The following is a 15173-nucleotide window of genomic DNA, read 5'->3' on the forward strand; positions in this document are numbered from 1 at the left end:
TTTTTCTGATACCCCGCAGATCGCGGGGCTTTCAAATATGGGATTCCACGGGGCCATATGACCATTTTCGCTGTGATCGTATCGCGGCTCTCCAAGGCTATTCTGACCTTGCTGGCCATTGCGATTCTGAACTTTTTCCTCATCCATGCCGCACCCGGTGATCCGGCTGTTGTGCTTGCGGGTGAAGCTGGTGCCGCTGACGAACAAATGATCGAACAGCTGCGCGAACGCTTCGGGCTCGATCAGCCGATGTATGTCCAGCTTGGCAAATACGTCGCAGGCATCGTGCAACTTGATCTTGGCTATTCCTTCCGTCAGGGCGCGCCTGTCGTTGACCTGATTGCCGATCGACTGCCCGCCACCTTGTTGCTGACGCTGACCGCCTTTGTCGTCTCGCTTGCCTTGGGTATTGCCTTCGGGGTGGCCGCCGCCGCCCGCGTGGGTAAGCCATCTGACACCGCCCTGACGACGATGGCGCTTTTATTCTATGCAACACCGCTTTACTGGTTGGCACTTATGGCCGTTCTGGTGTTCTCCGTATGGTTTGGATGGTTGCCGGGCTTTGGCTATGAAACCGTGGGCGCCAATTACACCGGTCTGGAACGCGTTCTTGATATTGGGCGTCACCTGATTTTGCCGGCCATGACTTTGGGTCTGTTCTTCACAGCCGTTTACATGCGTATGGCGCGTGCTTCCATGCTCGAAGTTTCGCAGCTTGATTTCGTCAAAACCGCCAAGGCCAAGGGCCTGTCGGACGCGGTCATTCGCCGCCGCCACATCCTGCGCAATGCCATCCTCCCTGTGGTGACACTGGCGGGCCTGCAGGCCGGTCAGCTGGTCGGCGGGGCTGTTTTGACCGAAACCGTTTTTGCCTGGCCGGGTATTGGGCGTCTGATGTTCGAAAGCTTGGCTGCACGTGACTACAACACGATTTTGGGCGTGTTCCTTGTCTCTGCCGCCATGGTGATCCTGTTCAACATTGTGACCGACATTGTCTATCGCATTGTCGATCCCCGTATCGGAGCCCGTAGCTGACATGTGGAAACGTTTCAGAAGCAATATGGGCGCCATGATCGGCGTGGTCATGCTGGTTGCCGTGATCGTCATCGCCCTGATCGCCCCCTTGCTCTTCCCCGATGGGCCTTGGCAAATGGTCCAGCGCCCGTTCCTTGCCCCCTTTGCCGTCGATGGTTTGCCGCTTGGCACCGACACGCTCGGCCGTAATGTCGCAGCCCAACTGGCCTACGGGGCGCAGGTTTCTCTTCTGGTCGGGCTGGTCTCGACGCTGGTGGCCCTTTTGATTGGTGTGCCGCTCGGTGCGCTGGCTGGCTTCTACGGCGGATACGCCGATGAAGGTGCGATGCGCTTCACCGAGTTCTTCCAGACCATCCCGAACTTCGCGTTGGCGATTGTGCTGGTCGCGATCTTTGAGCCGACCCTGTTCTCGATCACGCTGGCAATCGCGATTGTCAGTTGGCCTCCGGTCGCGCGTCTTGTGCGTGCCGAAGTCATGTCGGTGCGCGCCCGTGAATTTGTTGATGCCGCGCGTCTGGCTGGTCTGTCCAAACCGCGCATCCTGATCCAGCAGGTTCTGCCAAATACGGTATCCCCGATCATCGTCATGGCATCCCTCATGGTGGCAACCGCGATCCTGCTTGAAAGCTCGCTTTCGTTCCTCGGGCTTGGTGATCCCAACGCCATGTCGTGGGGTTACATGATCGGGGCTGCCCGGACGGTCATTCGGACCAGCTGGTGGCTCAGCTTCTTCCCGGGCATTGCCATCGTCATCACTGTTCTTGCACTCAACCTGATTGGTGAGGGGCTCAATGATGCCTTCAATCCGCATCTGTCGCGAAAGGGCAAAGCATGAGTGAGACTCTGACAGTTGAACGGCTGACCATTGGTCTGCCCGAAGGGGCCGACCGTCCCTTTGCGGTCGAAAATGTCAGCCTGACCATCAATAAGGGTGAAATCCTGTGTGTTGTGGGCGAGTCGGGCTCTGGCAAGTCGATGACGGCCAATGCCCTGATGGGGCTTTTGCCCCAGGGTGTTGACGTCAAATCCGGCCGCGCCATGTTTGAAGCCCGCGATGTCCTGCGCCTGCCCGAAGCCGACAAACAGGCCCTTCGTGGTGCACAGATCGCCATGATCTTTCAGGAGCCGATGACGGCCCTTAACCCGCTGATGCGCATTGGCGATCAGATCTCCGAGGTCTTTGCCGCCCACGGTCTCTATACCCAGTCCGAACGCCGCAAACGCGCACTCGATCTCGTCCGCGAGGTCGGGCTTCCTGATCCGGAAAAGATCATTCGCGCCTATCCGTTCCAGCTTTCTGGTGGTCAACGCCAACGCGCGATGATCGCCATGGCCCTGGCGCTGGAACCGAAACTCCTGATCGCCGATGAACCGACAACCGCCCTTGACGTCACGACACAGGCCCAGATCCTGAAGCTCATTCTTGATCTGCGCAAACGTCGCGGCATGGCGGTGATGTTCATCACCCATGACTTTGGCGTGGTGGCCGAGATTGCTGATCAGGTCATCGTCATGCGTGAAGGCAAGCTCGTTGAACGCGGCGATGCGGCGGAAGTTCTTGATAATCCGCAGCACGAATACACAAAACGCTTGCTTGATGCCATTCCAACCGGAAAATTTCCGGACGCACGTCAGTTAAGCGACATATCAGCGCTTGAAATCAAGAACCTTCGCAAAAACTTCCGGACCGGCGGCGGTTTGTTCAAGCCTGTCCGTGAAGTCCATGCGGTGGATGATGTGTCGTTGACCGTGGCGCGTGGCGAAGTACTTGGTCTGGTCGGCGAGTCCGGCTCTGGCAAATCCACCCTTGGCCGCACGGCTGTGCGTCTTGTAACGCCCGATGGCGGCCATGTCATGGTCGGCGGTGTTGATCTTGCAGTATTGTCCGAGGAAGAACTCCGCCAGCAGCGCAACAAGGTCCAGATGGTGTTTCAGGATCCTTATGCCTCGCTCAATCCGCGTCAGCGGATCATGGGGGCGCTGACCGATGGCCCGATCAACCGTGGTGTGCCGAAAGAAGACGCACAGGCCAAAGCCCGTGAATTGCTTGAGATTGTCGGGCTTGGGGCGGATGCCGCCATGCGCTATCCGCACGAATTTTCCGGCGGGCAGCGTCAGCGTATCGGTATTGCGCGTGCCTTGGCGATGGAACCGGAACTGATCATCGCGGACGAGGCCGTCTCGGCCTTGGATGTGTCCATTCAGGCGCAGGTCCTTGATCTGTTGCGCGACCTGCGTGAAAAGCTGTCGCTTTCCATCTTGTTCATCACCCATGACCTGCGTGTCGCCGCCCAGCTTTGTGACCGGATTGCGGTGATGCAAAAGGGTCGCTTGGTTGAGATCGGCCGGGTTGAGGACATCTTCCTCAACCCGCAGCAGGAATATACCCGTCAGCTTCTCGCCGCTGTGCCGGGGGCTGATTGGGCCGAACCCGAAGAAGCCACGGCATGATTGGTGTTCTATCGTGCAGCAGGCTCGATTTGCGGGGCATTTATGGCCCGCATTTCGAGGCCCTGGCGCCTGAGCTTGACCTCCGCCTGCCAGACGAAATCGACCGGCCCGAAGATGTCAGCTTCATGGTTACCTTCATCCCGGCGGATGATGCCTTTGTCGCCTATCCGAACCTTAAGGCAGTCTATTCCATCGGGGCCGGGGTCGATGCGATCATGGCCTGCCCGTCGCGGCCACCAAACTTGCCGGTTCACCGGGTCGAAGACCCTGATCAGGCGCGCCAGATGGCAGGCTTCGCTGCCTTCCATGTGCTTTGGCATCATCGCAACATGGGCAATTACCTTGCCAATCAGAAAATCGCCCATTGGGAACGTCATCTGACGGGTCTGTCCCCACAGGCCCGCCGGATCGGGGTTGCCGGGTTTGGTCATATGGGCCGGGCGGTGGCCAAGGCGCTGGTCGCACTTGGCTACCCGGTGGCAAGCTATTCTCGCTCCCATCCGCAGCCAGCAGAAAATGGTGTCATCCATTACACCGCGGGCATGTTTGATGATTTCCTCGCCCAAAGCGACATCCTGATCAATGTCCTGCCCCTGACCGAACAGACCAAGGGGATCTTTGGCACTGAAACACTGGCAAAGCTGCCCAAGGGCGCTGCCCTGATCCATCTTGGTCGTGGTGGGCAGGTTGATGAGGTGGCGCTGATTGATGCCCTTGATCGCGGGCATTTGTCGGGTGCATCGCTTGATGTGTTTGATCCCGAACCCTTGCCACCCGAACATCCGGTCTGGACCCACCCCAAGGTTTTCGTCACCCCGCATGTTGCCAGCATCTGCGAACCGCAAACCACGGTCCTTTCCATCCGCCGCACCCAACTCCAAATCGTGCCCCTCTCGGCTTAACCAGCAAAGGTAGCGCCCCACATGACCAGCATTGATCCGAACTCCCTTTCCGCCCGTGAATTGGCCCGTCGCATCAAAACCGGCGAGCTCAGCGCGACCTCGGTCATTCGTGCAACACTTGATCGTGTGGCGCGCATCAATCCGGGCATCAATGCCATCGTTCAGGATTGTGCTGCTGATGCGATGAAAGATGCCGAACATCTTGACGCCCGCATTGCCGCGGGCGATCCGGTGGGGCCGCTGGCCGGGGTGCCGGTCACGATCAAGGTGATCTCCGATCAGGCGGGCTATGCCACCACCAATGGCACGATGCTGGCCGCCGATCTGATCGCAACCCAGGACAGCCCGTTTTTGCGCAACCTCCGCTCCAAGGACGCGATTGTCATCGGGCGCACCAACACGCCGGCCTTCTCGTACCGCTGGTTTACCTCGAACAAAATGCACGGAACGACCCTTAATCCCCATAACCCGTCCCTGACGCCGGGCGGTTCATCGGGCGGGGCGGGGGCTGCGACCTCGGCCGGTCTTGGTCATATCGGCCATGGTACGGATATCGCCGGTTCCGTGCGTTATCCGGCCTATGCCTGTGGCATTCAGGGTTTGCGCCCGACCCATGGCCGCATTCCGATGTTCAACCAGACCGGGGGTGATCGCCCGATTGGTGCCCAGCTGATGGCGGTATCCGGCCCGCTTGCGCGCCGTGTTGATGATCTCAGGCTTGGCCTTGAAGGCATGGCGGGTTATGCGCCTGAAGACGCCTGGAGTGTTCCGATGCCACTTCGCGGCCCGGACTTCGCCAAGCGGGTTGCGCTTGTCACCCATCCGGGCGGCATCAATACCGATCCACGGATTGTTGCGGACTTGGAGCGTGCCGCGGAAATTTTCCGCGCGGCGGGCTGGATCGTCGATACCCCCGACATCCCCGAAATCCGCGAAGCTGTACAGCTGCAAATCGACCTTTGGCTGTCGGACGATCACGCGACAAAACTGGCCGCAGCGCGTGAAGAAGATGATCCGGGCGCGATTGCCCTGCTCGAACATTATGCCGACCGTGCAGCGGGCATTGATACAGCCGCCTTCAGCCAACTCTTCCTGCGCCGCTCGGCCCTCATTCGCGCCTGGCGGGCGTTCTTGGAAAACTATCCGGTCGTGCTGATGCCGGTCTCGGCCGAACTGCCCTTCCGCAAGGACGAGGATCTTGAAGGGTCCGAAACCCTGACCCGCCTCTGGGAATCCCAACTCCCGCAAATCGCCATCCCGCTTCTGGGCCTGCCGGCGATCTCGATCTGCTCGGGCGTTGAAAACACCATCCCGTCTGGCGTCCAACTCGTCAGCGCCCCCTGGCGTGAGGACATCTGCCTGACTGCCGGCGAAGTCTTGGAGCAAGGCTTCGGCCTGCCGCAAGTGACGCTTTGATCTCAAAACAGAAAAGCCGCAGTTGTCTGAATTCAACAGCTGCGGCTCTTTTCATCGCGGCGAAAATAGATACCGTTATGCTTCTGCGTTCGTATTTCTGAACCGGGTCAGTCGGAACGGGGTTGGGTCGACGCAAGGCGTTTCGCCGCGGACGAGTTCGGACATCAGGCGACCACCAGCCGGTCCGCTGCCAAAGCCGTGGCCGGAGAAGCCGGTTGAGACGAAAAGGCCCGGTATGCGCTCGATGCTGCTGATCACCGGGATGGCATCCGGGGTGACATCCATGGCACCAGACCAGGTATGGGTCAGCTTTGCGTTGGCAAAGGCCGGGTGTGCCCGGGTCAGGTTGACCATCGCATTATCTACGAACGGCTGATGCGGTGCCGGGTCAAGCACACGGACTTTTTCAAACGGGGTCACTTCATCAAGCTGCCAACGGCGCAGTGTTTTCCATTCCTCGATGAAGGTCTTGCCGATGCGAAGGCGCAGTTCGTGCCAGCTGGTTTTGAGGTTGGGGATATAGTCGCGAAACAGCCGGAAACTGTCCGGGGTAATCTGTGAAACATTGGCACTGCGTTCGGCCACGGTGTAACCGCCATCAAGGCGTTTGCGGAACGCAAAATCGCCACCGCCAACCGGCATTTCCGAGACATCAGCAACACCTTCAACACGACAGGCCGTACCAAGGATTTTAAGCTGCGGCAGGTTGATCCCGAGATTGCCAAGAAACAGACGCGACCACACGCCACCGGCAACCACGACCGACGATGCCTTTACCGTACCCTTTTCCGTGACAACCGCGCTAACGCGACCGGCCGTTGTTTCGATACCGCGCACCGCACAATCCTGAACGATGGTGGCACCAAGGCGATCTGCCGCGCGTGCCATTTCCGGCACGGCCTGGCCCGGTTCGGCCCGCCCGTCATTGGCGGTATGCAGCGCCATTTTGAAATCGGTCGACAGTCCCGGGATCAAGTCTTGCAGTTCCGGCCCGTTCAGGACTTTTGACGGCATTTTGGCCGCCTTGGCGTATTCACCCCATTTGGTGAATTCGTCAATTTCGCGCTTCGTTCGGCAGACATAGGTAATGCCGGTTTCACGGTAGCCGGTATTGATCTGAAAGCGCCGGTCAAGATCGCGCCAGAGATTTAGGCTTTCAATCGTCAAGGGCAGCTCGACCGGATCGCGCCCCATCTGGCGCGTCCACCCCCAATTGCGCGAGCTCTGCTCGGCCGCGACCCGGCCTTTTTCAAGAACGGCAACGGAAATCCCGGCCTCCGCCAAAAACATGGCGACGGTGATACCGGCAATGCCGCCGCCAATAATGGCGACATCGACTTTTTCAGGGAACGGACGGGCAGTTTCAAATACCTGAAGATGAGGTACGGACACTTTGAGAACTCCTTGGCCAAAGTGCAGTGGTCATTTGCCGATGGGGTCACGAGATCGATCGCGATGGTAATCACGATTACGGCCCGGCACCAAGCAATTGATAAAAAGGGGTTTATGCCAAACGCACGCACCATATTCGGGCGTGCGTTTGGAAAATCAGGCTTATCCGCGCGACCGTTCAAGGAAATCACGCAGGCGGTACCACCCGGCCACAACCGGCACAAACCACGGTTTGCCGTTGTAGAATGGAACCGGCATAAATTTGTCCCGGTCAAAGGCGGATGGCTGGTTCTGTTCACCAAGGATTTTGCGCGCCGTCTGATAGCCAAGATAGGTCATCAGGGCGACACCATTCCCGTTACACCCAACCGCAAAACTGGTCTGATCGCGGTCCCCAAGATGGGCGATTTTATCGACCGTCATGGCAACCCGGCCGCTCCAGACGTGGGTGATCTTGGTGCCGCGCAGTTGCGGCCAGATCGTGATCATGCGGGCATAAAGGCGCTTGGCAGCAGCCTTGTCTGACATATCAAACGCGCCCGGACGCGACCCGAACAGCAGACGCGTGCCATCGGGTGACGGGCGGGTATAGATCAGATCGCGACGGGTATCAGATACCATGCGCGCATTGGGGATCAGTTCCGCCAAAAGATCTGCCGGTAGCGGTTCGGTTGCGATCTGATAACTTTTGACCGGCACAACGCGGCGCGCAACGCTTGGCGTTGCATCGGCACCGGTATAACCGTTGGTGGCGGTAATCACATGCGGGGTGCGAATTTCACCACGTGCGGTCGGCACCATTTTCTCGCCGTTATCAAGTTCGCGGACAACGCCGGCCCGGGCATGCGAACGCAGTGCGACACCGGCTGCCTTGGCGCGTTCCCGCAAAGCCTTGTGATACATGCCAGGATGCAACCCGCCATAATCATCAACCACCATGCCGCCGTGATAGTAATCCGATCCGATGGCTTCGCGTTGATGATCGCGATCAAGGAAATGGACCTTTACACCGGTCTTGTCAGCAAGCAGGGCGCCGTGATGTTTCAGGGTTTCAAAATTCGCACTCGAATGCGCACCAAAGAAACGCCCGGTGACCGAAAGCCCGGCATCAAGACCCTCGGTATCGATCAGGGTTTTGAGGTAATCGAAGCTTTCGTTGCTTTCCCCGATCAGACGCGACATCAATTCCGGATCAACCCCGGTCAATGCACCGCCAACGACAAGCTTCTGCCCGCTTGAGACCATGCCGCCCGATCGGGTCGAGCCCCCTTCGCCAATGCGATCACCATCAATCACCACCACATCGCGCCCGGCACGGGCAAGATGGGTTGCGGCATTCAGACCGGCATAACCCGATCCGATGACGACCACATCGGCGCGTGTCGGCAGCGGATCCATGTTGGTTTCCGGCTCACCGACTTCCCACCAATAAGGCTTTTCCTTGAAGTCCGGGGCGTAGATATCGTCAAAACGAGGCATGATGCGTCGGGCAGTTGCCCGCCTTTCTTGGGATAACAGGGTGGCGTCAGCGCCGCACGGCACTGCACATTTCTTGAAAGGACGGCCGGGTCAAAATTTGCCTCAATGACCCGGCTTAAAGATCTTAGAGAACCTGTCCGAGGAACTCGCGCGTACGTGGGTCTTGCGGGTTGTCGAACAGGTCTGCAGGGGGGGCATTCTCGACGATAAGACCACGATCGGTGAAGCAGACCCGGTCGGCGACCTCGCGGGCGAACTTCATTTCGTGGGTGACGAGAATACAGGTCAGGCCATCATCAACCAGTTCACGAATGGTCAGCAGAACCTCCTTGACCGTTTCCGGATCAAGGGCGGCGGTGACTTCGTCAAACAGGATGACTTCCGGCTGCATCGCCAGTGCCCGGGCAATCGCAACACGTTGTTGCTGACCACCCGAAAGCATCCCGGGATAACTGTCCGCCTTGTTGCCAAGACGAACCTTTTCGAGCAATTTGCGCGCGCGGTCTTCGACCTCGGCACGCTCATGGCCCAGCACCTGGATCGGTGCCATCATGATATTCTCAAGGGCCGTCTTGTGCGGGAACAGGTTGTATTGCTGGAACACCATCGAGACTTGGTGGCGCAAGGGACGCATTTCCTTTTCGGAACGCAGTTCATGCACTCGATGATTGCCAACGCGGATAAACCCTTCATCGATCGGAAGCAGGCCGTTGATACAGCGCAGCACGGTCGATTTTCCCGAACCGGACGGTCCGATGATACAGACAGCTTCACCTTCATTAACCGAAAGCGAGATGCCCTTGAGAACTTCGAAGTCGCCAAACGACTTATGGATGTTATCGATCTCGATCAAAGCTTCGGAGCGCTTCATATGTTGTCACCTTTCACAGCACGTTCCAGCCGGCGCGCGAAGATCGCGATCGGATAGCAATAGGCAAAGAACAGGAAGAGAGTTGTAAGATAGAAATAGACCAGCACGCGTTCGCTCTCCATTGCGAGCGACGTGTTGAGGATCGTCAACACGTCCTGGATACCGGTCACGGTGGCAAGCGCGGTCGCAATGGTCAGCAGGGCATAAAGGTTCATCCAGCCCGGGATCATGCGACGCAGCGCCTGTGGCAAAATGACATGGCGATAAATCTGCGGCGTCGTATAGCCAAGCGCACGGGCTGCTTCCCATTGTCCGCTATGGATGGACTGCACAGCACCACGCACAACTTCCGAAAGGTTGGCTGCGGTCGGCAAGGCCAGACCAATCACCGCTTTGACAAAGGGCGGGAACGGAATGCGCAGGCCAAAGACCTCTACCTGGAACGGCAGAATGAACAGCATGGCAAACAGCAAGACAAGCCAGGGCGAGTTGCGCAGGAAGTTCATGATAAAAAAGGCTGGCAAACGCAAATAGGGCGATTGCGCCAGGGTCGAAATCCCCAGCAGCGTGCCAAGAACAGTCGCCACAGCCATGGAAGCAATCGACAGCAGGATATTGAGCGCAAAACCGCCCGTGATCGGCCAGCCATCACCCTGACCGGTCAGAAGCAATGGCAAACGCACGAAAACACGCGCCCAATGTTCTGCCCCGCCAGCCATGGCATCAACTGCGATCCAGGCCGCAATCGCGGCCAGAACGCCGCCGATCACAAGGCGTTTTTTGCCCTCATAGGAAAGTTCGAATGTCATGTTCATTGTCCCTTTCCATAGCCGGGCAGTGTCAGATAGGCCTCAAGGCGGCTCATGCCATAAGACAGGATCGACACCAGAACGACATAGATGATCAGGATCAGAATCATGACTTCGAGCGTTCTGAAGGTGTCGTTATAAATCTGACCTGCGTAGTACATCAGCTCCGGCACGGTGATCACCGATGCCTGTGATGTGGTCTTGAACAGGTTGGTCAGAATGTTTGTCAAAGACGGCAGACAAACACGCGAAGCAATCGGTACTTCGATGCGCCAGAAGCGGGCCCAACGACTATATCCAAGCGACCGACCAGCTTCCGTGATGGCCTTTGGCATGGTTTCAAGACCTGACCGGAATGCCTCGATCGCAAGCGCGCCACCAAACAGACTGAGCGAAATGCATGCACAGGCAAACGCACTGAGCAATGGCACCTCAAGTCCGGTGACCGGATCAGTTGTTTTCAGCCCCAGGGTCGACAGGGTGAAATAGGCAAACAGCATTTGCAGAAGTGGCGGGGTGTTGCGGAACACTTCGACAAAAAATTCGATCAGGGCATCAAGCCAGAAGACACGCAGCGAAAGCCCAAGGGCCCCGAGCATACCGATGAGGATAGCGACGCTCGATGAGAGCGCCGCAAGTTCCAGGGTATTGATCACACCGGTGACCAGCCAGTTTTGATAGGCCGGGTCGGCGAGCCAGGAATAATCGAGTCCGAACAACTAGCTACTCCGTTGCTTAGTTCTGTGCCGCAGCAGCTTCGGCGCGCTTGGCGATGTAATCCGAATGCGGCATGCCGAACTCGGTTTCCCATTCGATCAGCTTGCCTTCGCCTTCGGCTTTGACGATTGCGTTGTTAACGGCTTCGGCAAATGCAGCATCGTCTTCACGCAGGCCACCTGCCATCGGCAGGAATTCGTATGGGGCAACGGCGATTTTATATTCAGACCAATCCGCTTCTTCGAGTTTCTTCTGCAGTGTCATGTCGTCAAAGACGAAACCGATGCAGCGATTGTCTTTCAGCGCACGGTACGCATCCGCCTGGTTTTTGAAGTTCACAAGATTGATGCCGAATTCTTCGGTCATTTTCTTGTTGTAGTAGGAACCCTGAATGCCGCAGATCGGCTGACCTTTAAGCTGTTCCCAGCTATTAACTGTGGTTGCTTCGGGCATCAGAACCGACGGACCGGCTGCGCTGACATAGTGAACGGTAAAGTCGATGACTTCATCGCGCTGATCGGTAACACCAAGGGTGGCGAAGATGACGTCAACACGACCTGCTTCAAGGAACTGGATACGGTTTGCCGCAACGACCGGGACAAGTTCGATCTTGTCGGGCGAACCGAGAAGTTCTTTGGCAACGTATTTTGCGAGCTCGACTTCAAAGCCAACCGTTTCGCCAGCATCGTTGAGGTATCCGTAAGGCGGGTAATCGTTCTTCACGCCAACGATCAGCGTGTCACGTGCGATTACATCTTCAAGCGTATCAGCAACGGCGCTGTTGGCAGCAACTGCAGATGCAAGGGCAACAGCCGAAACAGCGAGCTTTCCAAATTTGGTCATTTTTACTTCCCTGACAATTTGCACATCGAAATATGCGTTAGTGGTGGCGACAAGTTCCGGGAAGGAGTCTTGTCTGTCGAAATCAAATCGCTCATTTCGTAATCACGATTTTTAGGGCGACTTAATTTTGGGCATTGAACCCTTCTAATTCTCATAATACAAGCTAACGAGTTTCCATTTTTTATAATGTGAGAAAATGAGTCAAAAAACTGCAACATCATCCGGTGGCGCCCAGCTTCTTGATCGGGCCGTTTTGCTGATTGACCTGATTGCCAATGGCAAGGTCGAGGGCGTCTCGCTCAAGGAGCTGGTCGAACTTTCCGAACTCAACACCGCAACATGTCATCGGATTCTCAATACGTTAGTCGGCCACAAAATTCTGGCCCGCGATGACAAGCGCCGTTCCTATCGCCTGGGTGCGCGGATGGCGGTCTATGGTGCGCGTGCTGCACGCGGCCCGGGACTCGTCAGTCGCTGCGAAATGGCGTTGGCGCGATTACGCCGTCAAACTGGCGATACGATTCACCTGATGGCGCGTTTCAATCACGACTCGGTCTGTCTGGATCGTCGCGATGGTGAATGCATCGTCCCGACCCTGACCGGGACCATTGGCGGTTCCGTCCCGATCGGCGTCGGCCCCGGATCGATTTCCATGCTGGCCTTTCTTGACGAGGACGAGCAGGACTTCATCATTCGTGCAAATATGGGGCGCTATGCCCCCTACAAAAACCTGACACGGGAAAAAATTCAGGACCTGATCGCCGGCACCCGTGAACGCGGCTATGCCATTGATGATGGTGAACTGATCCCGGGTATCGCAGGCGTTGCCATGCCAATCATGCAGGAAGGCGAAAAGCCGACAGCATCGCTTGGCTTCACCTTGCTGTGCGCGAAAATGACACCCGGGATGTTTGATCACTACGCAGCACTTCTGCGACAGGAAATCGCAGAAATCACCGCATAGCGTTCAGATCAATCTGATCAGTAAGAGTCGTCGAGCGAACAGTTCATCCAGAGCTCGGAAACGCTGGCACTGTTGGGCAGATTGACAACGTGGAAGATGGACCCAGCAACATCTTCTGCCGTCGTCAGTCCGTCCGTGTTACCGCCGGCAAGCGGGGTGCCCATATCGGTCGCGACAAATCCCGGGCAGACGGCGGTTGTGCGAATACCTTGCTCGAAGCCTGCATGACGGAATGCGTGACTCAAACCAAGGGCCGCATATTTCGACACTGAATAGGCACCTGAAATCGCCGATTTCACCCGTTTGCCCGACAGGGACGAGACGATCACGACCCGGCCATGGCCTTTTTCCAGAAGCGAGTCCCAGCAGGCCTGCACCAGACGGCGCGGACCATTGACGTTGACGTCCATCAGCGAATCAAACTCTGCATCGGTGACATCAACCGCACTTTTGCGCACCATGATGCCAGCATTGGCAACCACGGCATCAATGCCACCGAACTTTTCGCGGGCTTGCTGTGCCCATTTTTTCGGGGCTTCTGCGTCGGTCGCGTCATAGGCAACGACCTGCAGCTTGGCCGTGTCGACCGTATCGGCCCAGGCTGGCATGACAGGCTTGCGCATGCCCATCGATACGTTCCAGCCAGCATCGGCAAAGGCACGCGCCGTCGCATCGCCAATGCCGCGATTGGCACCGGAAATCAGAATTGTTTTTGTCTCACTCATTACTCTAAACCCTCATTCAGGCGTGTGGTGGCAGTTCGGCACCCTCGCGTCGTGCGGCGCGGGCATCCTGATAACGGAAATAGCGCAACCGCATTTTCGGGGCGAAAGACATAAAGAAGGGTGCCTTGTGAAGTGGCTCGATCTTGAGATCGAGCTGGTCCTCGGGCGTATCAAGCGCCCATTCGGAAAGTATCCCGCCCAACATTGAGCCGGTAGGAACGCCGCGCCCCGAAAGCCCCGTGCAGGCAACAATGCCCGGGGCAAGGCCATACAGGCGCGGAATGGTTTTCATCTGCATATCAAGCTCGCCAAACCAGAAATATTCCCAACGGATGTCCTGGGTGATTTGAGGATGCAGGAATTTAAGGCGATCGGTCATCACCTGACGGGTGTAGGCCGGATCGGCCCCGCGACGCCCCATCGGGAACATCGATGCCACGATGCGGCCTTCGTGATTGTATTTGTAAACATAGATGTCCCCGCGCCCGTCATGCATCGTCGTGTTGTGCGGCAGGACTTGCTTGCGGATTTCGGGGTCCAGCGGTTGGGTCGCGGCAACAAAGACCTTCATGATCTTGAAACTCTGATCAAGCCCCTTCCAGCCGTCAACGGTGTAGGCTCCGGTGGCAAAGATCACCTTATCGGCCAGCACCTCACCGGTTGGGGTTTTGACTTCCCACTTGCCTTCTGCAGGTACAACGTTTGAGACTGGTGAACTGGTATAGATTTCACCGCCCTCGGCCTGCACCGCACGCGCAAGCCCCCGCGAATAGGAAAGCGGGTTCATATGTCCGCCCTCGGCATGATACCAGCCGCCATAAAAGCGGGGGCTTCCGGTCAATCGTTCGACTTCATCGGCATCAATGATCCGGCACTTTGCGCCCGCCTCGGCATAGCTTTCCGATTTGACCTGAAGGGTGGACAGTGCACCGGGGCGCAAGGCCCCCATCACGTAGCCGTTCTGAACCCAGTTACAGTCGATGTCATATTGCGCGATCATCTCCTTGACGCGCTCATTCGCGCCAAGCTGGCGCGCGATCAACCGTTCCGCCCAGGGCGCGCCCAGCATTTTGCGCAAGGATGGCAGGCTGTAATAGCTAAAGGTCGGCGTGCAATGACCGGCATTGCGTCCAGACCCGCCAAACCCGGCTTCCTGTGCTTCGACCACAACCACCCGAACGCCTTTCTTGGCCAGTTCAAGGGCGGTGGTTAGGCCGGTAAAACCCGCCCCAACAACACAGACATCGGCCTGCTTGCGGCCGACAAGCGGGGTGGTTTCGGGGGCGTCTGCCGCGGTCGCATACCACAGCGTTGTCTCAAAGGGGGAAAACTTGCTCATAGCGGTGTCCTGTCGAAATACCCGCATCCGGCAAACGCAAAACAACTGAAACTGTGCCGGTGGGGAGCTTGGAAAGATCACGATGAAAAACGTATCTCCAAGCCATGACAGAAGACCGCAAACCACTCCATCTGCGTTTTTATAATGTGATAATAATAATCATAATTTCCACAATATAACGCATGAGCCATTTGAGACGGTGCCCTGAAGCCCGCAAATAAATGACCCCT

14 protein-coding genes are annotated in these 15173 nt (G+C 57.3%); 6 read left to right on the forward strand and 8 right to left on the reverse strand.

The features are described from left to right. The first annotated feature begins 57 nt into the window (after nucleotides 1-57). From CMO10_RS07400 to CMO10_RS07420, 5 genes are read left to right on the forward strand one after another with little or no spacing between them, the layout of a single operon-like run. Nucleotides 58-1035, forward strand: a complete 978-nt coding sequence (locus CMO10_RS07400) for an ABC transporter permease (protein WP_297020261.1) — start codon at nucleotides 58-60, stop codon at nucleotides 1033-1035. 1 nt (nucleotide 1036) lies between these two features. Then, a complete protein-coding gene (locus tag CMO10_RS07405) occupies nucleotides 1037-1870 on the forward strand; it encodes an ABC transporter permease (protein WP_297020264.1) in 834 nt (277 codons plus the stop codon). Then, entirely contained in the window at nucleotides 1867-3486 is a 1620-nt protein-coding gene (locus CMO10_RS07410; RefSeq protein ID WP_297020267.1) for an ABC transporter ATP-binding protein, read from the forward strand. Before CMO10_RS07405 ends, CMO10_RS07410 begins: the two co-directional genes overlap by 4 nt. Then, complete coding sequence (locus CMO10_RS07415; RefSeq protein WP_297020270.1) at nucleotides 3483-4388, forward strand: 2-hydroxyacid dehydrogenase; 906 nt, start codon at nucleotides 3483-3485, stop codon at nucleotides 4386-4388. The genes CMO10_RS07410 and CMO10_RS07415 overlap by 4 nt, the downstream gene beginning before the upstream one ends. 21 nt (nucleotides 4389-4409) lie before the next feature. After that, entirely contained in the window at nucleotides 4410-5804 is a 1395-nt protein-coding gene (locus CMO10_RS07420; protein ID WP_297020274.1) for an amidase family protein, read from the forward strand. A gap of 75 nt (nucleotides 5805-5879) precedes the next feature. Here the strand turns inward: CMO10_RS07420 and CMO10_RS07425 are convergent, their stop codons facing one another. From CMO10_RS07425 to CMO10_RS07450, 6 genes are all read right to left on the reverse strand, one after another. Next, nucleotides 5880-7196: an NAD(P)/FAD-dependent oxidoreductase gene (locus CMO10_RS07425; RefSeq protein WP_297020278.1), complete on the reverse strand. Its 1317-nt coding sequence runs from the start codon at nucleotides 7194-7196 to the stop codon at nucleotides 5880-5882. Between the two features lie 162 nt (nucleotides 7197-7358). Next, nucleotides 7359-8675 (reverse strand): NAD(P)/FAD-dependent oxidoreductase, encoded by a 1317-nt coding sequence (locus CMO10_RS07430; protein ID WP_297020281.1) that lies wholly within the window; start codon nucleotides 8673-8675, stop codon nucleotides 7359-7361. A gap of 124 nt (nucleotides 8676-8799) precedes the next feature. Next, entirely contained in the window at nucleotides 8800-9546 is a 747-nt protein-coding gene (locus tag CMO10_RS07435; RefSeq protein ID WP_297020284.1) for an amino acid ABC transporter ATP-binding protein, read from the reverse strand. Next, entirely contained in the window at nucleotides 9543-10355 is an 813-nt protein-coding gene (locus CMO10_RS07440) for an amino acid ABC transporter permease (RefSeq protein WP_297020287.1), read from the reverse strand. The genes CMO10_RS07435 and CMO10_RS07440 overlap by 4 nt, the downstream gene beginning before the upstream one ends. 2 nt (nucleotides 10356-10357) lie before the next feature. Next, entirely contained in the window at nucleotides 10358-11074 is a 717-nt protein-coding gene (locus CMO10_RS07445) for an amino acid ABC transporter permease (protein ID WP_297020292.1), read from the reverse strand. A gap of 16 nt (nucleotides 11075-11090) precedes the next feature. After that, nucleotides 11091-11915, reverse strand: coding sequence for a transporter substrate-binding domain-containing protein (locus tag CMO10_RS07450; protein WP_297020293.1), 825 nt, complete (start codon nucleotides 11913-11915; stop codon nucleotides 11091-11093). A 196-nt stretch (nucleotides 11916-12111) separates the two neighbouring features. Here CMO10_RS07450 and CMO10_RS07455 point away from each other — a divergent pair, with 196 nt between their 5' ends. Next, nucleotides 12112-12879 (forward strand): IclR family transcriptional regulator, encoded by a 768-nt coding sequence (locus tag CMO10_RS07455; protein WP_297020295.1) that lies wholly within the window; start codon nucleotides 12112-12114, stop codon nucleotides 12877-12879. Between the two features lie 17 nt (nucleotides 12880-12896). Here the strand turns inward: CMO10_RS07455 and CMO10_RS07460 are convergent, their stop codons facing one another. Together CMO10_RS07460 and CMO10_RS07465 are read right to left on the reverse strand one after the other, a co-directional pair. Beyond that, complete coding sequence (locus CMO10_RS07460; RefSeq protein WP_297020299.1) at nucleotides 12897-13604, reverse strand: SDR family NAD(P)-dependent oxidoreductase; 708 nt, start codon at nucleotides 13602-13604, stop codon at nucleotides 12897-12899. Nucleotides 13605-13620: 16 nt separating this feature from the next. After that, nucleotides 13621-14943: an NAD(P)/FAD-dependent oxidoreductase gene (locus CMO10_RS07465; protein ID WP_297020302.1), complete on the reverse strand. Its 1323-nt coding sequence runs from the start codon at nucleotides 14941-14943 to the stop codon at nucleotides 13621-13623. Between the last annotated feature and the right edge of the window lie 230 nt (nucleotides 14944-15173).

It is taken from the genome of Thalassospira sp. (genome assembly GCF_002709775.1).
Lineage (GTDB): Bacteria > Pseudomonadota > Alphaproteobacteria > Rhodospirillales > Thalassospiraceae > Thalassospira.

Bases quoted from the DNA above. Each gene is read 5' to 3' on its own strand.
- CMO10_RS07400 (WP_297020261.1), top strand. From the start codon at position 58: ATGACCATTTTCGCTGTGATCGTATCGCGGCTCTCCAAGGCTATTCTG.
- CMO10_RS07405 (WP_297020264.1), top strand. From the start codon at position 1,037: ATGTGGAAACGTTTCAGAAGCAATATGGGCGCCATGATCGGCGTGGTC.
- CMO10_RS07410 (WP_297020267.1), top strand. From the start codon at position 1,867: ATGAGTGAGACTCTGACAGTTGAACGGCTGACCATTGGTCTGCCCGAA.
- CMO10_RS07415 (WP_297020270.1), top strand. From the start codon at position 3,483: ATGATTGGTGTTCTATCGTGCAGCAGGCTCGATTTGCGGGGCATTTAT.
- CMO10_RS07420 (WP_297020274.1), top strand. From the start codon at position 4,410: ATGACCAGCATTGATCCGAACTCCCTTTCCGCCCGTGAATTGGCCCGT.
- CMO10_RS07430 (WP_297020281.1), bottom strand. From the start codon at position 8,675: ATGCCTCGTTTTGACGATATCTACGCCCCGGACTTCAAGGAAAAGCCT.
- CMO10_RS07435 (WP_297020284.1), bottom strand. From the start codon at position 9,546: ATGAAGCGCTCCGAAGCTTTGATCGAGATCGATAACATCCATAAGTCG.
- CMO10_RS07440 (WP_297020287.1), bottom strand. From the start codon at position 10,355: ATGACATTCGAACTTTCCTATGAGGGCAAAAAACGCCTTGTGATCGGC.
- CMO10_RS07450 (WP_297020293.1), bottom strand. From the start codon at position 11,915: ATGACCAAATTTGGAAAGCTCGCTGTTTCGGCTGTTGCCCTTGCATCT.
- CMO10_RS07455 (WP_297020295.1), top strand. From the start codon at position 12,112: ATGAGTCAAAAAACTGCAACATCATCCGGTGGCGCCCAGCTTCTTGAT.
- CMO10_RS07460 (WP_297020299.1), bottom strand. From the start codon at position 13,604: ATGAGTGAGACAAAAACAATTCTGATTTCCGGTGCCAATCGCGGCATT.
- CMO10_RS07465 (WP_297020302.1), bottom strand. From the start codon at position 14,943: ATGAGCAAGTTTTCCCCCTTTGAGACAACGCTGTGGTATGCGACCGCG.